Genomic DNA, 17,370 nt, shown 5'->3' with positions numbered 1-17,370 from the left:
GGTGCCTCCGGGTAACTGGTCCCCCCCTTCGCACTGTTGGGGTACGCGGTGGCCGCGCCCGGTGACACCGTCGCGGCCGCTACGTCCCGACAGTGCGGCGCATCGCCCGGTGCGGGATGCCCGCATCCGGGAACTCGGGTCCGTACGCCACGTACCCCAGCCGCTCGTAGAAACCCAGCGCATGGGTCTGCGCGTGCAGGTCCACCGCGGTCAGCCCGCGCTCACGGGCCGCGTCCTCTATCGCCCGGACCAGCGCGACGCCCACGCCCCTGCCCCGCGCGGCAGCGGCGACGGCGAGCCGGCCGAGCGAGCCGACGCCCGGCTCGTCCACCCCGCGCCCCGGTCCGGCGGCGGGCAGCAGCAGCCGCCCGGTCCCGAGCGGCCCGTCCGCGTCGGCGGCCAGCAGATGCACGGTGTCCGCGCCGATGGCGTCGTACGCGTCGTACTCCAGCTCGGGCGGCACGCCCTGCTCGGTCACGAAGACGTCCCTGCGGACGGCGAAGCAGGCATCGAGACCGGCCTTGTCGGCCACCACCCGCACCTCGTACTCGCTGGTCACCGCTGCTCGCTCTCGGCCCGGATCGCCTCCAGCGCGTTCCGCAGGTCCTCCGGGTACTCGCTCCGGAACTGGACCCACTGCCCGTCCGACGGGTGCTCGAAGCCCAGGCTCATCGCGTGCAGCCACTGCCGCGTGAGGCCGAGCCGCTTCGCCATGGTCGGGTCGGCGCCGTAGGTGATGTCGCCGACACAGGGGTGGCGGTGGGCGGACATGTGCACCCGGATCTGGTGCGTACGGCCGGTCTCCAGCTTGATGTCGAGCAGCGATGCCGCCCGGAACGCCTCGATCAGGTCGTAGTGCGTGACAGACGGCTTGCCCTCGGCCGTCACGGCCCACTTGTAGTCGTGGTTGGGGTGGCGCCCGATGGGGGCGTCGATCGTCCCGCTCATCGGGTCGGGGTGGCCCTGCACCAGCGCGTGGTAGCGCTTGTCGACCGTGCGCTCCCGGAACTGCTGCTTGAGCAGGGTGTACGCGCGCTCCGACTTGGCCACCACCATCAGCCCGGACGTCCCGACGTCCAGCCGGTGCACGATGCCCTGGCGCTCGGCCGCCCCTGAAGTGGAGATGCGGTACCCGGCAGCGGCGAGGCCGCCGATGACGGTGGTGCCGGTCCAGCCGGGGCTGGGGTGGGCGGCGACACCGACGGGCTTGAGGATCACCACGATGTCGTCGTCGTCATGGACGATCTCCATGCCCTCGACGGGCTCGGCGACGATCTGCACGGGCGACGCGGCCGCGGGCATCTCGACCTCCAGCCAGGCGCCGCCCCGGACCCGCTCGGACTTCCCGACCACTGACCCGTCGACCTGGACCTTTCCCGAGGCGGCGAGGTCGGCCGCCTTGGTGCGGGAAAACCCGAACATACGGGAGATGGCGGCGTCGACGCGCTCGCCCTCCAGGCCATCGGGAACGGGCAGGGTGCGGATCTCGGGAACGGTACTCACCCGTCGAGTATGCCTTGCCCGGAGGACCGGCCGGTCCGTCAGCCCTAGTGGGACGGTCCCGTCAGTCCTTGTGGACGGTCCCGTCGGGGTCGAGGCCCTTGAACGAAAGCAGCACGATCAGGATGCCGCCGCAGACGATCGCGGAGTCGGCGAGGTTGAACACCGCGAAGTGCGCGGGCCTGATGAAGTCGACAACCTCGCCCTGGAAGACGCTGGGCGAGCGGAAGATCCGGTCGGTCAGATTGCCCAGCGCGCCACCGAGCAGCAGGCCGAGCGCGACGGCCCAGGGCGCGCTGTAGAGCTTCCGGGCCAGCCGGACGATGACCACGATCACGGACGCCGCGACAATGGTGAAGATCACGGTGTACGCCGACCCGAGCCCGAAGGCGGCGCCCGGGTTCCGGATCGCGTCGAGCTGCAGCAGATCACCGATCACCTTGACGGGGGCGTGGTGCTCCAGCTTGGACACCACGATCGTCTTGCTCACCAGGTCGAGCAGGTAGGCGAGGACGGCCACGGCGAAGAGCACGGTGAGCCTGCGCTTGCCCCGGGGCCCCTCGCCGGGGCTCTCCCCGTCCGCAGCCGACTCATCAGCACCCGTCCCGTCAGCGGCCGGCCCATCGGCGGACCGCGCCCCGGGGGTGGACCGCGTCCCGGGGGCGGCCACCGCGGGGGTCTCCTCCTCGGACGACTGCTCCGGTGCGTCCCCCGCCGACTCGGGAATGTCCGGCGTACCGATGATGCGCTCCGCCTCTGCCACGTGATTCCCTCGCCCTAGTACCTGACTGAGGACGAGGGTACGACACACCGCCCCCGAAACACCGCCCCGGAGCTCTCAGGACCTGCGCTCCTGCTTCTGCTTGCACTCGACGCAGAGAGTGGCGCGCGGGAAGGCCTGCATCCGCGCCTTGCCGATCGGCTTGCCGCAGTTCTCGCAGAGCCCGTACGTCCCCGCGTCGAGCCGCTCCAGCGCCCGCTCGGTCTGCTCCAGCATCTCGCGGGCGTTGGCCGCGAGGGCCAGCTCGCTCTCCCGGGTGATGTTCTTGGTGCCGGTGTCGGCCTGGTCGTCACCCGCGCCCTCGCCGGAGTCCCGCATCAGCCCGGCGAGAGCCGTCTCCGCCGCCGCGATCTCGGCTCCCAGCCGCATGTCCTCGCTCTGCAGCTCGGCCCGCGCGTCCGCGACCTCCTCCGGGGTCCAGGGGTCCTCACCCGGCCGTACGGGCAGCTCCCCCGGGGCCACGGGCGCGGCGACCCCGGCCTTGGGCACGGCGGAGGCGGCGCCACCCGCCGTGCTTCCACCGGCGCTCTTCTTCGTAACCACCGTCTTGGCTCCCGTCTCTTCCGCGGCCTCGGCCGCCCCCTGCGCCGCGGTCGCGGCCGTGCTGTCCGGCGCCGGGTGGCCCGGTGACGTACTGGACGCGGCCTTCTTCGCGGCCTTCTTGGCTGCTGTCTTCTTGGCTGCGGTCTTCTTCGCGGGCGCCTTCTTGGCGGGCGCCCTCTTGGCTGCTGTCTTCTTCGCTGCTGTCTTCTTCGCCGCCGCGGCCTTCTTCGCGGTGGGTTTCCCGGCGACGGTCTCGTGCGCGGCGGCTCCGTGCTCGCCTGCCGCGTCCCCGGCCGTCGCCCCAGTGGATTCTGCGGACGCCGATCTCGATCCGGCGGTCTTCTTCGCCACCATGGCCGCGGCCCCTTCACATTTTGTGATCTTGCTCGCGAGTCTGCTGGGACGATAAATCGACACCAGTCCCGCGGCAACGGGGCACGCCGCCGGTTCAGCCCTCCTCACGTCCGGGACAAGCCGAGCCTGCAAGCGTTGTGCCCAGCTCCCCGCCTCGTAATCCGCCAACGGGGAGTCCCGGTATTCCGCGGGGCCGCGTGTGGCCATTCGGGTCAGCCCGGCGGCCGCGAGCACCTGGGGGAAAACCGGTCGGAACCCGTGCGGGCGGGCCCGTACACTGACCCCAGCGGAAGGCATGGACGGGACGAGTAGCGGCGCAAGCGGCCACGAGCGATCCGGGGACGGTGTGAGCCCGGAGGCAGGCACGGCGTGAATATCACCCCTGAGCCGTCGGAAGAAAGCCCCTGAGCGAGTGGACGGGGCGAGTAGAACCGGCACCGCGACCCCAATGAGGGGGCCACGGCACGACAGCCGGGGCCAAGGAGGGTGGTACCGCGGGAGCGACTGGGCTCTCGTCCCTCCGACGGAGAGAGAAACGTCCGTTGGAGGAGTTCGATGACACCGCCCCTGTACCGCCAGGTGCCCGCCCAGGTCGACCTGCCCGCCCTTGAGCACGCCGTGCTCGACTTCTGGCACGAGGCACAGGTCTTCTCGAAGAGTCTGGAGCAGTCCGAAGGACGCCCCGAGTGGGTGTTCTACGAAGGGCCGCCGACCGCCAACGGTATGCCGGGCGCGCACCACATCGAGGCCCGTGTCTTCAAGGACGTCTTCCCGCGCTTCCGCACGATGCGGGGCTACCACGTGCCGCGCAAGGCGGGCTGGGACTGCCACGGCCTGCCCGTCGAGCTGGCGGTCGAGAAGGAGCTCGGCTTCACCGGCAAGCAGGACATCGAGGCGTACGGGATCGCCGCCTTCAACGACAAGTGCCGCGCCTCGGTCACCCGGCACACCGACGCCTTCGCCGAGCTGACCACCCGGATGGGCTACTGGGTCGACCTGGACAACGCCTACCGGACGATGGACCCGTCCTACGTCGAGAGCGTCTGGTGGTCGCTGAAGGAGATCTTCAACAAGGACCTGCTGGTCCAGGACCACCGCGTCGCCCCCTGGTGCCCGCGGTGCGGCACCGGCCTCTCGGACCACGAGCTGGCCCAGGGGTACGAGACGGTCGTCGACCCCTCCGTCTTCGTACGCTTCCCGCTCACCTCCGGGCCCCTCGCAGGCGAGGCGGCCCTGCTGGTCTGGACGACCACTCCCTGGACGTTGGTCTCCAACACGGCCGTCGCCGCGCACCCCGGCGTCAGCTATGTCGTCGCGACCGACGGCGCGGAGAAGCTGGTCGTCGCGGAGCCGCTGCTCGAAAAGGCGCTCGGCGAGGGCTGGCAGACCACGGGCGAGCGTTTCACCGGCGCGGAGATGGAGCGCTGGACCTACCAGCGCCCCTTCACGCTGGTCGACTTCCCGGCCGAGGCGCACTACGTCGTCAACGCCGAGTACGTCACCACGGAGGACGGCACCGGACTCGTCCACCAGTCCCCCGCCTTCGGTGAGGACGACCTCAAGGTCTGCCGCTCGTACGGCCTGCCGGTCGTCAACCCGGTCCGCCCCGACGGCACGTTCGAGGACAACGTCCCGCTCGTCGGCGGCGTCTTCTTCAAGAAGGCGGACGAGACGCTGGTCGCCGACCTCCAGGCACGCGGCGCGCTCTTCCGGCACGTCCCGTACGAGCACAGCTACCCGCACTGCTGGCGCTGCCACACCGCGCTCCTCTACTACGCGCAGCCGTCCTGGTACATCAGGACCACCGCGGTCAAGGACGCGATGCTCCGGGAGAACGAGAAGACCAACTGGTTCCCGGACTCGGTCAAGCAGGGCCGCTTCGGCGACTGGCTGAACAACAACGTCGACTGGGCGCTCTCCCGCAACCGCTACTGGGGAACACCGCTGCCGATCTGGCGCTGCGAGGACGACCACCTCACGGTCATCGGTTCGCGCGCCGAACTGACCGACCTGACCGGCACCGACCAGTCGGACCTCGACCCGCACCGCCCGTACATCGACGCGGTCACCTTCCCGTGCCCGCAGTGCGAGAAGACCGCGACCCGGGTCCCGGAGGTCATCGACGCCTGGTACGACTCGGGTTCGATGCCGTTCGCGCAGTACGGCTACCCGTACCAGAACAAGGAGCTCTTCGAGCGGCGCTATCCGGCGCAGTTCATCTCCGAGGCCATCGACCAGACGCGCGGGTGGTTCTACACGCTCATGGCGATCGGCACGCTGGTCTTCGACAAGTCGAGTTACGAGAACGTCGTCTGCCTGGGCCACATCCTCGCCGAGGACGGCAGGAAGATGTCCAAGCACCTGGGCAACACCCTGGAGCCGATCCCGCTGATGGACCAGCACGGGGCGGACGCGGTGCGCTGGTTCATGGCGGCCGGCGGCTCCCCGTGGGCGGCCCGCCGTGTCGGCCACGGGACGATCCAGGAGGTGGTCCGCAAGACCCTCCTCACGTACTGGAACACGGTGGCCTTCCAGGCGCTGTACGCCCGTACGTCCGGCTGGGCCCCCTCGGCCTCCGACCCGGCCCCCTGCGACCGCACGGTCCTGGACCGCTGGCTGCTCAGCGAGCTCAACGCGCTGGTGGACCAGGTGACCAAGTCCCTTGACGCGTACGACACCCAGCGGGCCGGGAAGGCCCTGTCCGCCTTCGTCGACGACCTGTCGAACTGGTACGTGCGCCGCTCACGCCGGCGCTTCTGGCAGGGCGACGCGGCGGCGCTGCGCACGCTGCACGAGGTGATCGAGACGGTCACCGGACTGATGGCGCCGCTCACCCCGTTCATCACCGAGCGGGTCTGGCAGGACATGGTCACCCCGGTCACCCCGGACGCCCCGGAGTCGGTGCACCTCTCCAGCTGGCCGAAGGCGGACCTGGCGGCGATCGACCCGCAGCTCTCGCGGCAGATGGCGCTGGTGCGCCGGCTGGTGGAGCTGGGCCGCGCGACGCGCGCCGAGTCGGGCGTCAAGACCCGCCAGCCGCTCTCCCGCGCGCTGGTCGCGGCAGCAGGGTTCGAGTCACTGACGCCCGAGCTCCGCGCCCAGATCACCGAGGAGCTGAACGTCTCGTCCCTGGCCTCGCTCTCCGAGGTAGGCGGCTCGCTGGTGGACACCACGGCCAAGGCCAACTTCCGCGCGCTGGGCAAGCGTTTCGGCAAGGGCGTCCAGGCCGTGGCCAAGGCGGTGGCCGAGGCCGACGCGGCGGCGCTCTCGCTCGCGCTGCGCGAGGGAACGGCATCGGTGACGGTGGAAGGCGAGACCGTCACCCTCGCCCCCGACGAGGTGATCATCACCGAAACCCCGCGCGAGGGCTGGTCGGTGGCGTCCGACTCGGGCGCGACGGTGGCCCTGGATCTGGAGATCACCCCGGAGCTGCGCAGGGCGGGGCTGGCGCGCGACGCCATCCGCCTGATCCAGGAGGCGCGCAAGAACAGCGGACTTGACGTCGCGGACCGCATCGCGGTCCGCTGGTCCAGCACCACCCCGGAGACCAGGGACGCCCTGACCGAACACGCGGGTCTGATCGCGGACGAGGTGCTGGCGCTGGACTACGCGGAGGGCGAGGGAGAGAGCGAGGCACCGTACGGCACCCCGTTCACGGACGAGGGCCTCGCACTGACGTTCCGCCTCCACAAGACAGAGGCGTAACAGCCAGAGCACACCCGATGGGCCCGGCCGGTGGTCCCGGCCGGGCCCATCGGTCTCTCACGGCAAACTCCAGCCCGGTATTCAGCCCTTCCTGGAGGCACCTCCCATCGGCAGCTGGGGAAGATTTGAGGAGCCGGGTCCGGGGCGGAGCCCCGGTTACGGGAAGGTGGGCCCCCGGTCAGAGGCTGTGGATGGGAACAGCCCCGCCGCAGGCGCCACCCACCCGCACCCACCAAACGCCCCCGCACCCAGATCCACACCCCCCGAACCACCCACCCCCACACAAAAGGGCCGGGCCCCAGGGAAACCCCGGGGCCCGGCCCTCAGTCCACCGACCGTCAAGCGCTCAAAGCACTCGCCGTCAGTTGTCATCCTCGTCGATCAGGAACCCCCGCATGGGCGAAGGCGCCTGCTGCATCGGCTGCGGAGCCTGCGGCCGCACCGGTGCCATCGGCTGCGTCATCGCCGGCGACATCTGCTGCTGACCGCCGTACGACGGGCCACTGCCCATCGACGGCTGGCCGGCCATGGACGGGTTGCCGCCCATGCTCTGCTGCGTGTGTCCCATCGCGCCCGCACCGGCCGAAGCCATCGAGGGCGACGGCGGCAGCGAAGCGGTCGCCGGGGTCCGCGGCGGAGCCAGCGAGTCGTCCGCCTGGGTCTCCAGCTGACGCAGCTGGCTCTCCAGGTAGGACTTCAGCCTGGTCCGGTACTCACGCTCGAAGCCACGCAGATCCTCGACCTTGCGCTCCAGCGTCGCGCGGGCGGACTCCAGGGAGCCCATCGCCACGCGGTGCTTCTCCTGAGCGTCCCGCTCCAGTGCGTCGGCCTTGGCACGGGCATCCCGCTCCAGACCCTCGGCACGGCTCCGCGCCTCACCGACGATCTTGTTGGCCTCGGAACGGGCCTCCGCGATCGCCTGGTCGGCCGTCTGCTGCGCGAGCGAGAGCACGCGGGCAGCGCTGTCGCCGCCGGGGCCCTGCTGCTGCATCTGCGGGGGACCGCCGTGGCCGCCCATCGGACCGCCCATGGGGCCCTGGCCGAGCTGCCCCTGACCGCCCATCGGGCCCTGCTGGCCCATGGGGCCCTGGCCCATCGGGCCCTGCTGACCCATGGGACCCGGGCCGAGCTGGCCCTGGCCGCCCATCGGGCCCTGCTGGCCCATGGGACCCGGACCGTGCTGACCCTGCGGACCCGGGCCGTGCTGACCCTGCGGACCGGGGCCGTGCTGGCCCTGGGGACCCGGGCCGTGCTGACCCTGGGGACCCGGGCCGTGACCGCCAGGACCTGCAGGCAGCTGGGGCTGACCGCCCGGCAGTTGGGGCGGACCCATCTGCGGCTGCTGCTGGCCCTGCGGTGGACCGGATATGGCGGCGGGCACCGGAGCATTGGGACCGCCGCGGCCGTCCTGCTGCTCGGGCGGCTTGCGCATGCCCTGCTGCTGATTCTGCGCGGCGGCACGCGTGGCGGCTGCCAGCTTGGCGCGCAGATCCTCGTTCTCGCGGAGCAATCGTGTCAGTTCGGCTTCGACCTCGTCGAGGAAGGCATCGACCTCGTCCTCGTCATAGCCTTCTCGGAGGCGGACGGTCGTGAACTGTTTGTTCCGCACGTCCTCGGGGGTCAGCGGCATCTCTTCTTCACCTCTACGTAGTCGTCGGCAGTCGGCAGGACCGAATCGTTCACACCTTGCTCACAATGCTGATCAGGATGTAGACGATGATCATCAGAACGAAGAAGGACAGGTCGAGTGCCACGCCCCCGAGACGCAGCGGCGGAATGAACCGCCGCAGAAGCTTGAGCGGTGGATCGGTAACAGTGTAAGTGGCCTCCAGAACGACCACCATCACCTTGCCGGGTTGCCATGAACGGGCGAACTGGAAGACGTAGTCCATGACAAGCCGGAAGATCAACACGATGAGGAAACACATCAGCGCGATGTAGACCACATCCAATGCGATGCCCATCTAACGCTTCCCTCTCCCCTGACGTTCTCGTTCTTCCGGCCTCCCGGCCGGGGTTGTACCCGGTGTCTCGTTCTCAGCTCTGGTTGAAGAAACCGCCCTCTGCGATACGGGCCTTGTCCTCCGCCGTGACATCGACGTTAGCAGGCGACAACAGGAACACCTTCTGCGTCACCCGCTCAATGCTGCCATGCAGACCGAAGACAAGTCCTGCGGCAAAGTCGACAAGTCGCTTCGCGTCCGTGTCATCCATCTCGGTCAGATTCATGATCACCGGAGTGCCCTCACGGAAGTGTTCCCCGATGGTACGGGCCTCGTTGTAGGTCCGGGGGTGCAGCGTGGTGATGCGGTAGGGCTCCCGCTCGGACACAACCTTGGGCATGATCACCGGGGCGTTCTTCTCCATACTCGGGCGTTCAGGTGTGATGGACGCCACGGGGGCGATTCGGGCGGGTCGTCCGCTTTCCGCCGGTAGCGCAACTGGCTCGCGCTGGGCGGGCGGTTGCACCATTCGCACCGGTTCGTCCTGCTGGGACTGGTGCGAATGATGCGGAGGTTGGTGTCGCCGTCGGTCCCTCTCGGGCTCAGGCTCGGGTTCGAACTCGTCGTCGGGGTCGAACCCCGGGCCGTCGTACCCATCGTCCTCCACGAGGCCGAGGTAGACCGCCATCTTGCGCATCGCGCCGGCCATGCTCTGAGTCCTCCGCTCTGTGGTGGATCGCCCTTGTGCCAATTTCGCAGCGTCACCAAGTGCCCGCGATCCACTGGGTCTGCCCGCCGATCGGCGGGAATGACCATATTTTCTGCTGTGGTCCGACTTGCTTCGCGACGTTACCCGAGCGGGGGACGGACGCCGAGTACCGCAGTGCCGACGCGGACATGTGTCGCACCGGCCTTCACCGCCTCTTCGAGGTCCCCACTCATCCCTGCTGACACCATGTTGGCAGCAGGATGAGTCGTGCGCAGGCGGGATGAGATTTCCATCAGCCGCTCGAACGCCGCCTGTTGCCGTCCCGCATAGGGTCCGGCAAGCGGTGCGACGGTCATCAGCCCGTCGAGCCGCAGTCCTGGTGCGGCAGCCACCGAGTCGGCCAACTCCCCGACGCCGTCGGGCGCGACGCCGCCGCGCTCGCCCCGCCCGCCGGCCTCCGCGTCGAGCGCGACCTGGACCAGGCAGCCCAGTTCACGGTCCGTGCGGACGGCGGCGGTTGAGAGAGAGGTAACAAGTCTGGCCCGGTCCACTGACTGCACTACATCGGCATAACTCGCCACGGAACGGACCTTGTTCGTCTGAAGTTGACCGACAAAGTGCCAGGAAAGCGGCAGATCCGCACACTCGGTGGCCTTGGGTGCAGCGTCCTGGTCGCGGTTCTCCGCGACCTGCCGTACGCCGAGTTCCGAGAGAAGTCGCACATCGCTCGCGGGATACGTCTTGGTGACCACGATCAGGGTCACCTCCTCCCGCTTACGCCCGGCGGACGCGCACGCGGAAGCGATACGTTCCTCCACGCGGGCCAGGTTCGCGGCGAGTTCGCGCTTACGATCCGTCATGCCGTATCAGTCCAGCCAGACATATCCGGCGAGCCGCCCAGTGGTGCGGTCGCGACGGTAGGAGAAGTGGTCGGCCGATTCGAGGGTGCAGACCGGCGAGTGCTGCCGGTCCACGACGCCGAGCGCCGACAGCTGAGCGAGCACCCCGGCGGTGACATCGACCGCCGGTGTGGACCAGCTCGTCTCCGACCAGGCTTCGGGAACGGTCCTTGCGACCTCGGCCCGCATACCGGCGGGCACTTCGTAGCAGCGGCCGCAGACAGCGGGGCCGGTGCGGGCCGTGATCCGTGCGGGGTCGGCGCCGAGCGAGACCATCGCACCGACCGCGGCGGGGACCACCCCGGCGACCAGCCCGGGACGGCCCGCGTGAGCCGCGGCCACCACCCCTGCGACCGGGTCGGCGAGCAGTACGGGGACGCAGTCGGCGGTGAGCACCGCCAGCGGCACCCCCCGGCGGGTTGTCACGACGGCGTCGATGGCGGGGATTTCCGCACCGTCCCCGAGTTTCGCCGCCCAGGGGCCGTCGACCACGGCGACCTCGCGCCCGTGCACCTGGTTCATCCAGACGACCTGCGCCGGGTCGATGCCCAGCGAGCGCGCCGCGAGTTCACGGTTCGTCACGACTGCGGCCGGATCGTCGCCGACCGCCCCGCCGAGATTGAGCTCCTCGTACGGAACGGCGCTCACCCCGCCCCACCTGTCGGTGAAAGCGAAGTGCGCGCCGTTCGTGGACATCGCGATGTCGTACGCGGTTATGGGACGCCGCATCACTTCAAGAAGTCCGGTACGTCCAGCTCTTCGGCCTGGCTGTCCTGGTACGGACGGGCCGGCGGGACCTGCGGCGAGGCGACCGGTGCTGCCGGGGCCTCGTTCACACGCTCCGTCTCGGCCGGTACCGGCGTCTCCTCGCGCTGGGTGACCGCACCGAGACCGCCGAGCGAACGGGGTGCCTCGGTGGCCCGTACCGGAATGGGCTCCTCGCGCTTGGCGGAGCCGGAACCGCTGGCGCTCTCCCGGCGGGTGGGCGGCTGTCCGCCGTCGAAGCCCGCCGCGATGACCGTCACGCGTACCTCGTCACCGAGCGCGTCATCGATGACGGCGCCGAAGATGATGTTGGCCTCGGGGTGGGCGGCCTCGCTGACCAGCTGTGCGGCCTCGTTGATCTCGAAGAGACCGAGGTCCGAACCGCCGGAGATCGAGAGCAGCACTCCGCGCGCGCCGTCGATGGACGCTTCGAGCAGTGGCGAGGAGATCGCCATCTCGGCCGCGGCCACCGCGCGGTCGTCGCCGCGGGCCGAGCCGATCCCCATGAGCGCCGATCCGGCCTCGGACATCACGGACTTGACGTCCGCGAAGTCGAGGTTGATCAGGCCCGGCGTGGTGATCAGGTCGGTGATGCCCTGGACACCCGACAGCAGGACCTGGTCCGCGGACTTGAACGCGTCGAGGACGCTGACCTGGCGGTCCGAGATGGACAGCAGGCGGTCGTTGGGGATGACGATGAGGGTGTCGACCTCTTCGCGGAGTTCGGCGATGCCGTCCTCCGCCTGATTGGCGCGGCGCCGGCCCTCGAAGGTGAAAGGGCGGGTGACCACGCCGATGGTGAGTGCGCCCAGCGAACGGGCGATGTTGGCGACGACGGGTGCGCCGCCGGTGCCGGTGCCGCCGCCTTCGCCCGCGGTGACGAAGACCATGTCGGCCCCCTTGAGGACCTCCTCGATCTCCTCACGGTGGTCCTCTGCCGCCTTGCGCCCGACTGCCGGGTTGGCCCCGGCGCCGAGGCCGCGGGTCAGTTCACGGCCGACGTCGAGCTTGACGTCGGCGTCGCTCATCAACAGGGCCTGTGCGTCGGTGTTGATCGCGATGAACTCGACGCCCTTGAGGCCGACCTCGATCATTCGGTTGATGGCATTGACACCACCGCCGCCGACACCGATGACCTTGATGACTGCGAGGTAGTTCTGCGGTGCTGCCACGTCGAAGGCCTCTCGCCTCGAGTTACGTGTCGTCGCTGCGCGCTTGCCGCGTCGCGACGACGGATGCCGATGGGACGGTCCGAACGCCGACCCGAACCCTAACTGTGAAGTTGAGGGTTACCAGTGTGTCTGCTCCTTGGACTCTCCGAACAGGACACTAAGTCGACAAGTGGCGCACGTTCAATGAACACGCCGAACCTCCCGTTTTTCTTTTCACCCTATGTGATCAGCCGTTGCGCTGACCAACCAGGGTGCTGGCCAGCAAGGACGTGCGTCAACTCCCTGACGCCGCCGGGGCGGTGGGGGCGCTCACATCGAAGTGCGCCGCCTTGGGCGCCGCTTTCATGAGCGCCGTGAGCGCGCGCGCCTTAGCCGGGCCGAACTCGCTGCTCCCCCAGGCGACCGAGCGGTGCCCGGTCAGCTCCAGCGAGATGGAGTCATATGAACTGACCCGGACGAAAAGGGTTTCCCGGGCGACAGCGGACGGAAGTTCACCGGCCACCCGGACCGCCTCGACCCGCAGCCGGTCCGCGCCGAAGCGACGGAGGCTCGGTGACTGACCGGCCGTCAATTCGAGGACCGGGGCTCCGCCAGGGGCGCTTTCCACTGTGGCGAAACGCACGCCCTTCGCGTCCACTTCGGTGAAGTTACCGCCCGACTTCATGAGCAGTACCGGCTTTCGCTCGGTCACTTTCAAGCTGATGCCGTGCGGCCATGAACGGGTGACAACCACCGAGTCGATTCGGGGCAATTTCTTCCGGAGCCGGTTCTCCATCGCATCCGTATCGACGGAAATCAACGGATCGCCGATCGGAACGGCCGCGGCCGACTCCACCTGGTCCCTGGTCAGAACCCGCATCCCCGTGGTCCGAATATGCTCCACCCGCAGCCAGGAAGAGCCGTAGAGCGCCCAAATGCCGCCGCCCAGCAGAAGCAGCACGACGGCAAGCACCAGGATCACCAGCCGTCTGCCGCGCGGCCGGAGACGGCCGGGGAGCTTCCCCTGCTCTCCGGAGCGGCCGCGGCCGGACTCCGCCGCTGGATTGCGCTCACCGCGCTGTGCGGTCGTCGGTCCGGCCACGCTCGCTCCTTCGCGCGTCACGCCTGGTGGCGCGCCGCAATCGCCTCGTACACCATGCCGACGAGCAGGTCGTCGGCGTCCCGGCGGCCGAACTCGGCGGCGGCGCGGGACATCTCGAACAGCCGGTGCGGATCGGCGAGAACCGGCAGGACGTTGCCCTGCACCCACTCGGGGGTCAGCTGGGCGTCGTCCACCAGCAGGCCGCCGCCCGCGTTGACCACCGGCTGGGCGTTGAGCCGCTGTTCGCCGTTCCCGATCGGCAACGGCACATAGGCGGCGGGCAGCCCGACTGCGGAGAGTTCGGCCACGGTCATCGCGCCCGCGCGGCAGAGCATCATGTCGGCCGCGGCGTACGCGAGGTCCATCCGGTCCACGTACGGTACCGGGAGGTAGGGCGGCATTCCGGGCATGTTGTCGACACGCGGCAGTTCGTTCTTCGGGCCGACCACGTGCAGGATCTGGATCCCGGAGCGCTGCAGCACCGGGGCAACCTGCTGGACCACCTCGTTGAGGCGGCGTGCCCCCTGTGAGCCGCCGGAGACCAGCAGCGTCGGCAGGTTGGGGTCGAGCCCGAAGGCGGCACGCGCCTCGGGGCGGACCCTGGCCCGGTCGAGGACGGCGATGGTACGGCGCAGCGGGATGCCGATGTAGCGGGCGCCGCGGAGCTTGCTGTCCGGGGTGGAGACGGCCACGGCGGCCGCGTAGCGGGAGCCGATCTTGTTGGCGAGCCCCGGCCTGGCGTTGGCCTCGTGGACGATGATCGGCACCCCGAGCCGCTTGGCCGCGAGATAGCCGGGCAGCGCCACGTAGCCGCCGAAGCCGACGACGCAGTCGGCCTTGGTCCGCTCCAGGATCTGCTCGGCGGCCTTGATCGTCCCGCGCAGCCGTCCGGGGACGGTGATCAGCTCAGGGGTGGGTCTGCGGGGCAGCGGTACGGCGGGGATGAGCCCCAACTCGTAGCCTCGTTCGGGAACGAGGCGGGTTTCGAGTCCGCGCTCCGTGCCGAGGGCCGTGATGCCCACGGCCGGGTCCTGCCTGCGCAGGGCATCCGCCAGGGCGAGCGCCGGCTCGATGTGGCCGGCGGTCCCCCCGCCGGCGAGTACGACATGCACCGAAATTCACCGCTCTCCGGACGGACGCTTCTTGGCGCGCCGTCTCATCGACTTCCATCTCACCCCGGGCCTCCGCAAGGCCAGAGCCGTTCTCGCTGCGGGGTCCGACCGCGCAAAGGCGATCAGCAGCCCGACGGCGAACATGGTCGGCAGCAGGGCGGAGCCTCCGTAGGAGAACAGCGGGAGCGGGACACCGGCGATCGGCAGCAGACCGAGCACCGCACCGATGTTGATCACGGACTGGACCGTGATCCAGGTGGTCACACCTCCCGCTGCGTACCTCACGAAGGGGTCCTCCGTGCGTCCGGCCACGCGGATACCCGCATAGCCTAGAGCCGCGAAGAGGCCGAGCACCGACAGAGTCCCCGCAAGACCCAGTTCCTCCCCGGTGACGGCGAAGATGAAGTCGGTGTGCGGCTCGGGGAGTTGGCCCCATTTCTCCACGCTCGCACCCAGTCCGGATCCGAACCAGCCGCCGGACGCCAGGGCGTAGATTCCGTGCACCGCCTGCCAGCACTGGTCCTGCGGGCCCGGGTCGGTGGCGCCGATGCAGGCGAGCCTGCCCATCCGGTTCGGGCTGGTCTCGATCAGCAGGAAAGCCATGAACGCCGCGATACCGAGCACCGTCGCGAACATCCGGGTGGGCGCTCCCGCGAGCCACAGCAGCCCGAAGAGGATCGCGGTGAGGATGATCGCCGTGCCCATGTCGCCGCCGAGCATGATCAGCCCGAGCAGCATGAAGGCGACCGGGACGAGCGGTACGAGCATGTGCTTCCACTGCGTGAGCAGCTTCTTCTCCTGCTTGCGGGCGAGCAGGTCGGCGCCCCAAAGGATCAGGGCGAGCTTGCCGAACTCGCTCGGCTGGAGCATGAAGGGCCCGCCCAGCGAGATCCAGTTCTGGTTGCCGTTGACCGAACGCCCTATCCCCGGCACCTGGACGAGGACCATCAGGAAGACGGTGCCCGCGAGCAGCGGGTAGGCGAAGGCCCGGTGCAGCTTCACGGGCATCCGGGTCGCGATGAACGCGAGAGCGCCGCCGAGTACCGCGGCGAGAAGCTGTTTACGGAAGAAGAACGAGCCGGGTTCGGAGATCTCCAGCGCCTTGATCATCGAGGCGGAGTAGACCATCACCAGGCCCAGCACCGTGATCAGGAGCGCGGACCCCGCCAGCAGGTAGTAGGCCGTCAGAGGCCGGTCCAGGGCGCTCCGCGCCTGCTCGTAGGTGCGGCGCAGCTGGCTGCCGCCCGCGCCGCGCGGTGCGGAGCCGCGCCGGACCGCGGCCGGGCGGCGCACCGTACCCGTACCACCACGCCCGCCTCTGTCGTTGACCGGCATGCCTGTCCCCTCCACTCGTGCCCGGCTGCTGCCGGGTCCCGGCGCGGGGCCGTACGGCCGGCCAGGAGACATGCTCCTAGCCGCTCTCGGCGGCCAACTCGCGTACAGCGTCGGCGAATGCCTCACCACGCTTGTTGTAGTTGGCGAACATGTCCATGGAGGCACAGGCCGGAGCCAGCAGGACCGTGTCGCCCGGCCGGGCGAGCCGTGCCGCCTCCCGGACCGCCGCCGACATGGCCCCAGTGTCGGTCCGGTCGAGGTCGACCACCGGTACTTCCGGGGCGTGTCGCGCCAGGGCTTCGGCGATGAGCGCCCGCTCGGCGCCGATCAGCACGACGCCCCGCAGCCGCTTCGCCGCCCCGCCGACCAGGTCGTCGAAGACCGCGCCCTTGGCGAGACCGCCCGCGATCCAGACGATCGGGTCATAGGCGGCCAGGGAGGCCTCGGTGGCATGGGTGTTGGTGGCCTTGGAGTCGTCGACGTACGCGACACCCGCGACGTCGGCCACCTTCTCGATGCGGTGCGGATCCGGCCGGAAAGCGCGGAGTCCGTCGCGTACGGCGGCCGGCGCCACTCCGTAAGCGCGGGCCAGCGCCGCCGCCGCGAGGGCGTTGGCGATGTTGTGCGGGGCCGGCGGGTTGACGTCGCCGACCTCGGCCAGCTCCTGGGCCTGCTTCTGGCGGTCGGCCACGAAGGCGCGGTCGACCAGGATCCCGTCGACCACGCCGAGCTGCGAGGGGCCAGGCGTGCCGAGGGTGAAGCCGATGGCCCGGCAGCCCTCCTCCACGTCGGCGGCGCGGACGAGTTCCTCGGTGGCGGGGTCCGCGGCGTTGTAGACGCAGGCGACGGTGTTGCCCTCGTAGACCCGGCCCTTGTCGGCCGCGTACGCCGCCATCGAGCCGTGCCAGTCGAGGTGGTCGGGGGCCAGGTTGAGCACGGCCGCCGAGTGGACGCGCAGGCTGGGCGCCCAGTGCAGCTGGTAGCTGGAGAGCTCCACGGCCAGTACGTCGTACTCCTCGTCGCCGAGGACGGCGTCCAGGAGCGAGACGCCGATGTTGCCGACGGCCTCGGTGCGCAGCCCGGCGGCACGCAGGATCGAGGCGAGCATCCGTACGGTCGTGGTCTTGCCGTTGGTGCCGGTGACCGCGAGCCAGGGGGCGGCGCCCGGACGCCGCAGCCGCCAGGCGAGTTCGACGTCGCCCCAGACCGGCACGCCCGCTTCGGCCGCCGCCAGGAAGAGCGGCTTGTCCGGCCGCCAGCCGGGGGCGGTGACCACCAGTTCGGTGCCGTCCGGCAGGGTCGTCGCGTCGCCGAGGCGCACCGTGACGCCCAGCGCGGTGAGTTCGGCGGCCTGGGCGCGGGCGCGGTCGTCGGCGCCCTCGTTGACGACGGTGACCTCGGCGCCGAGGCCGTGCAGGGCGCGCGCCGCCGGAAGCCCGGAGACGCCCATGCCCGCGACGGTGACGCGCTT

Annotated in this window: 15 protein-coding genes; 1 reads left to right on the top strand and 14 read right to left on the bottom strand. The window is 70.0% G+C overall.

Features of this window, described 5'->3' with window-relative positions; all coding sequences use genetic code 11:
• Positions 1-79: 79 nt before the first annotated feature.
• The 4 genes from OG452_RS26970 to OG452_RS26955 all read right to left on the bottom strand — a co-directional run bounded on the left by OG452_RS26970 (position 80) and on the right by OG452_RS26955 (position 3,178).
• A complete protein-coding gene (locus OG452_RS26970; RefSeq protein WP_327298158.1) occupies positions 80-559 on the bottom strand; it encodes a GNAT family N-acetyltransferase in 480 nt (159 codons plus the stop codon).
• Entirely contained in the window at positions 556-1,503 is a 948-nt protein-coding gene (locus OG452_RS26965; protein ID WP_327298157.1) for an RluA family pseudouridine synthase, read from the bottom strand. Before OG452_RS26965 ends, OG452_RS26970 begins: the two co-directional genes overlap by 4 nt.
• Positions 1,504-1,564: 61 nt before the next feature.
• Entirely contained in the window at positions 1,565-2,263 is a 699-nt protein-coding gene (gene lspA, locus OG452_RS26960; RefSeq protein ID WP_327298156.1) for a signal peptidase II, read from the bottom strand.
• Between the two features lie 75 nt (positions 2,264-2,338).
• Positions 2,339-3,178, bottom strand: a complete 840-nt coding sequence (locus OG452_RS26955; protein ID WP_327298155.1) for a TraR/DksA family transcriptional regulator — start codon at positions 3,176-3,178, stop codon at positions 2,339-2,341.
• Positions 3,179-3,733: 555 nt separating this feature from the next.
• Here OG452_RS26955 and ileS point away from each other — a divergent pair.
• Entirely contained in the window at positions 3,734-6,883 is a 3,150-nt protein-coding gene (ileS, locus tag OG452_RS26950) for an isoleucine--tRNA ligase (protein ID WP_327298154.1), read from the top strand.
• A gap of 361 nt (positions 6,884-7,244) precedes the next feature.
• Here ileS and OG452_RS26945 read toward each other — a convergent pair whose 3' ends face one another.
• From OG452_RS26945 to murD, 10 genes are all read right to left on the bottom strand, one after another.
• Positions 7,245-8,513 carry a DivIVA domain-containing protein gene (locus tag OG452_RS26945; RefSeq protein WP_327298153.1) on the bottom strand — a complete coding sequence of 423 codons (1,269 nt, stop codon included), beginning with the start codon at positions 8,511-8,513 and terminating at the stop codon, positions 7,245-7,247.
• 49 nt (positions 8,514-8,562) lie between these two features.
• Entirely contained in the window at positions 8,563-8,847 is a 285-nt protein-coding gene (locus OG452_RS26940; protein ID WP_327298152.1) for a YggT family protein, read from the bottom strand.
• A 73-nt stretch (positions 8,848-8,920) separates the two neighbouring features.
• On the bottom strand, positions 8,921-9,535 hold the full coding sequence (locus OG452_RS26935; RefSeq protein ID WP_327298151.1) for a cell division protein SepF: 615 nt from the start codon (positions 9,533-9,535) through the stop codon (positions 8,921-8,923).
• A gap of 140 nt (positions 9,536-9,675) precedes the next feature.
• Positions 9,676-10,395, bottom strand: coding sequence for a YggS family pyridoxal phosphate-dependent enzyme (locus OG452_RS26930; RefSeq protein WP_327298150.1), 720 nt, complete (start codon positions 10,393-10,395; stop codon positions 9,676-9,678).
• A 6-nt stretch (positions 10,396-10,401) separates the two neighbouring features.
• Entirely contained in the window at positions 10,402-11,163 is a 762-nt protein-coding gene (pgeF, locus tag OG452_RS26925; protein ID WP_327298149.1) for a peptidoglycan editing factor PgeF, read from the bottom strand.
• A complete protein-coding gene (ftsZ, locus tag OG452_RS26920) occupies positions 11,163-12,371 on the bottom strand; it encodes a cell division protein FtsZ (RefSeq protein WP_327298148.1) in 1,209 nt (402 codons plus the stop codon). The genes pgeF and ftsZ overlap by 1 nt, the downstream gene beginning before the upstream one ends.
• Before the next feature lie 274 nt (positions 12,372-12,645).
• A complete protein-coding gene (locus OG452_RS26915) occupies positions 12,646-13,452 on the bottom strand; it encodes a cell division protein FtsQ/DivIB (protein ID WP_327298147.1) in 807 nt (268 codons plus the stop codon).
• A gap of 17 nt (positions 13,453-13,469) precedes the next feature.
• Positions 13,470-14,564, bottom strand: a complete 1,095-nt coding sequence (murG, locus tag OG452_RS26910) for an undecaprenyldiphospho-muramoylpentapeptide beta-N-acetylglucosaminyltransferase (RefSeq protein ID WP_164264964.1) — start codon at positions 14,562-14,564, stop codon at positions 13,470-13,472.
• A gap of 6 nt (positions 14,565-14,570) precedes the next feature.
• On the bottom strand, positions 14,571-15,899 hold the full coding sequence (gene ftsW / locus OG452_RS26905) for a putative lipid II flippase FtsW (RefSeq protein WP_327298146.1): 1,329 nt from the start codon (positions 15,897-15,899) through the stop codon (positions 14,571-14,573).
• Positions 15,900-15,975: 76 nt separating this feature from the next.
• Entirely contained in the window at positions 15,976-17,349 is a 1,374-nt protein-coding gene (murD, locus tag OG452_RS26900) for a UDP-N-acetylmuramoyl-L-alanine--D-glutamate ligase (RefSeq protein WP_327299795.1), read from the bottom strand.
• Between the last annotated feature and the right edge of the window lie 21 nt (positions 17,350-17,370).

It is taken from the genome of Streptomyces sp. NBC_01197, assembly GCF_036010505.1.
Taxonomy (GTDB): Bacteria; Actinomycetota; Actinomycetes; order Streptomycetales; family Streptomycetaceae; genus Streptomyces.
The sequence above is the reverse complement of the archived record's forward strand: the minus strand, read 5'-3'. Positions and strand labels throughout refer to the sequence as shown.

Coding starts and splice junctions, on each gene's coding strand:
- OG452_RS26955 (WP_327298155.1), bottom strand. CDS start 3,178: ATGGTGGCGAAGAAGACCGCCGGATCGAGATCGGCGTCCGCAGAATCC.
- ileS (WP_327298154.1), top strand. CDS start 3,734: ATGACACCGCCCCTGTACCGCCAGGTGCCCGCCCAGGTCGACCTGCCC.
- OG452_RS26945 (WP_327298153.1), bottom strand. CDS start 8,513: ATGCCGCTGACCCCCGAGGACGTGCGGAACAAACAGTTCACGACCGTC.
- OG452_RS26940 (WP_327298152.1), bottom strand. CDS start 8,847: ATGGGCATCGCATTGGATGTGGTCTACATCGCGCTGATGTGTTTCCTC.
- OG452_RS26935 (WP_327298151.1), bottom strand. CDS start 9,535: ATGGCCGGCGCGATGCGCAAGATGGCGGTCTACCTCGGCCTCGTGGAG.
- OG452_RS26930 (WP_327298150.1), bottom strand. CDS start 10,395: ATGACGGATCGTAAGCGCGAACTCGCCGCGAACCTGGCCCGCGTGGAG.
- pgeF (WP_327298149.1), bottom strand. CDS start 11,163: ATGCGGCGTCCCATAACCGCGTACGACATCGCGATGTCCACGAACGGC.
- ftsW (WP_327298146.1), bottom strand. CDS start 15,899: ATGCCGGTCAACGACAGAGGCGGGCGTGGTGGTACGGGTACGGTGCGC.
- murD (WP_327299795.1), bottom strand. CDS start 17,349: ATGGGCGTCTCCGGGCTTCCGGCGGCGCGCGCCCTGCACGGCCTCGGC.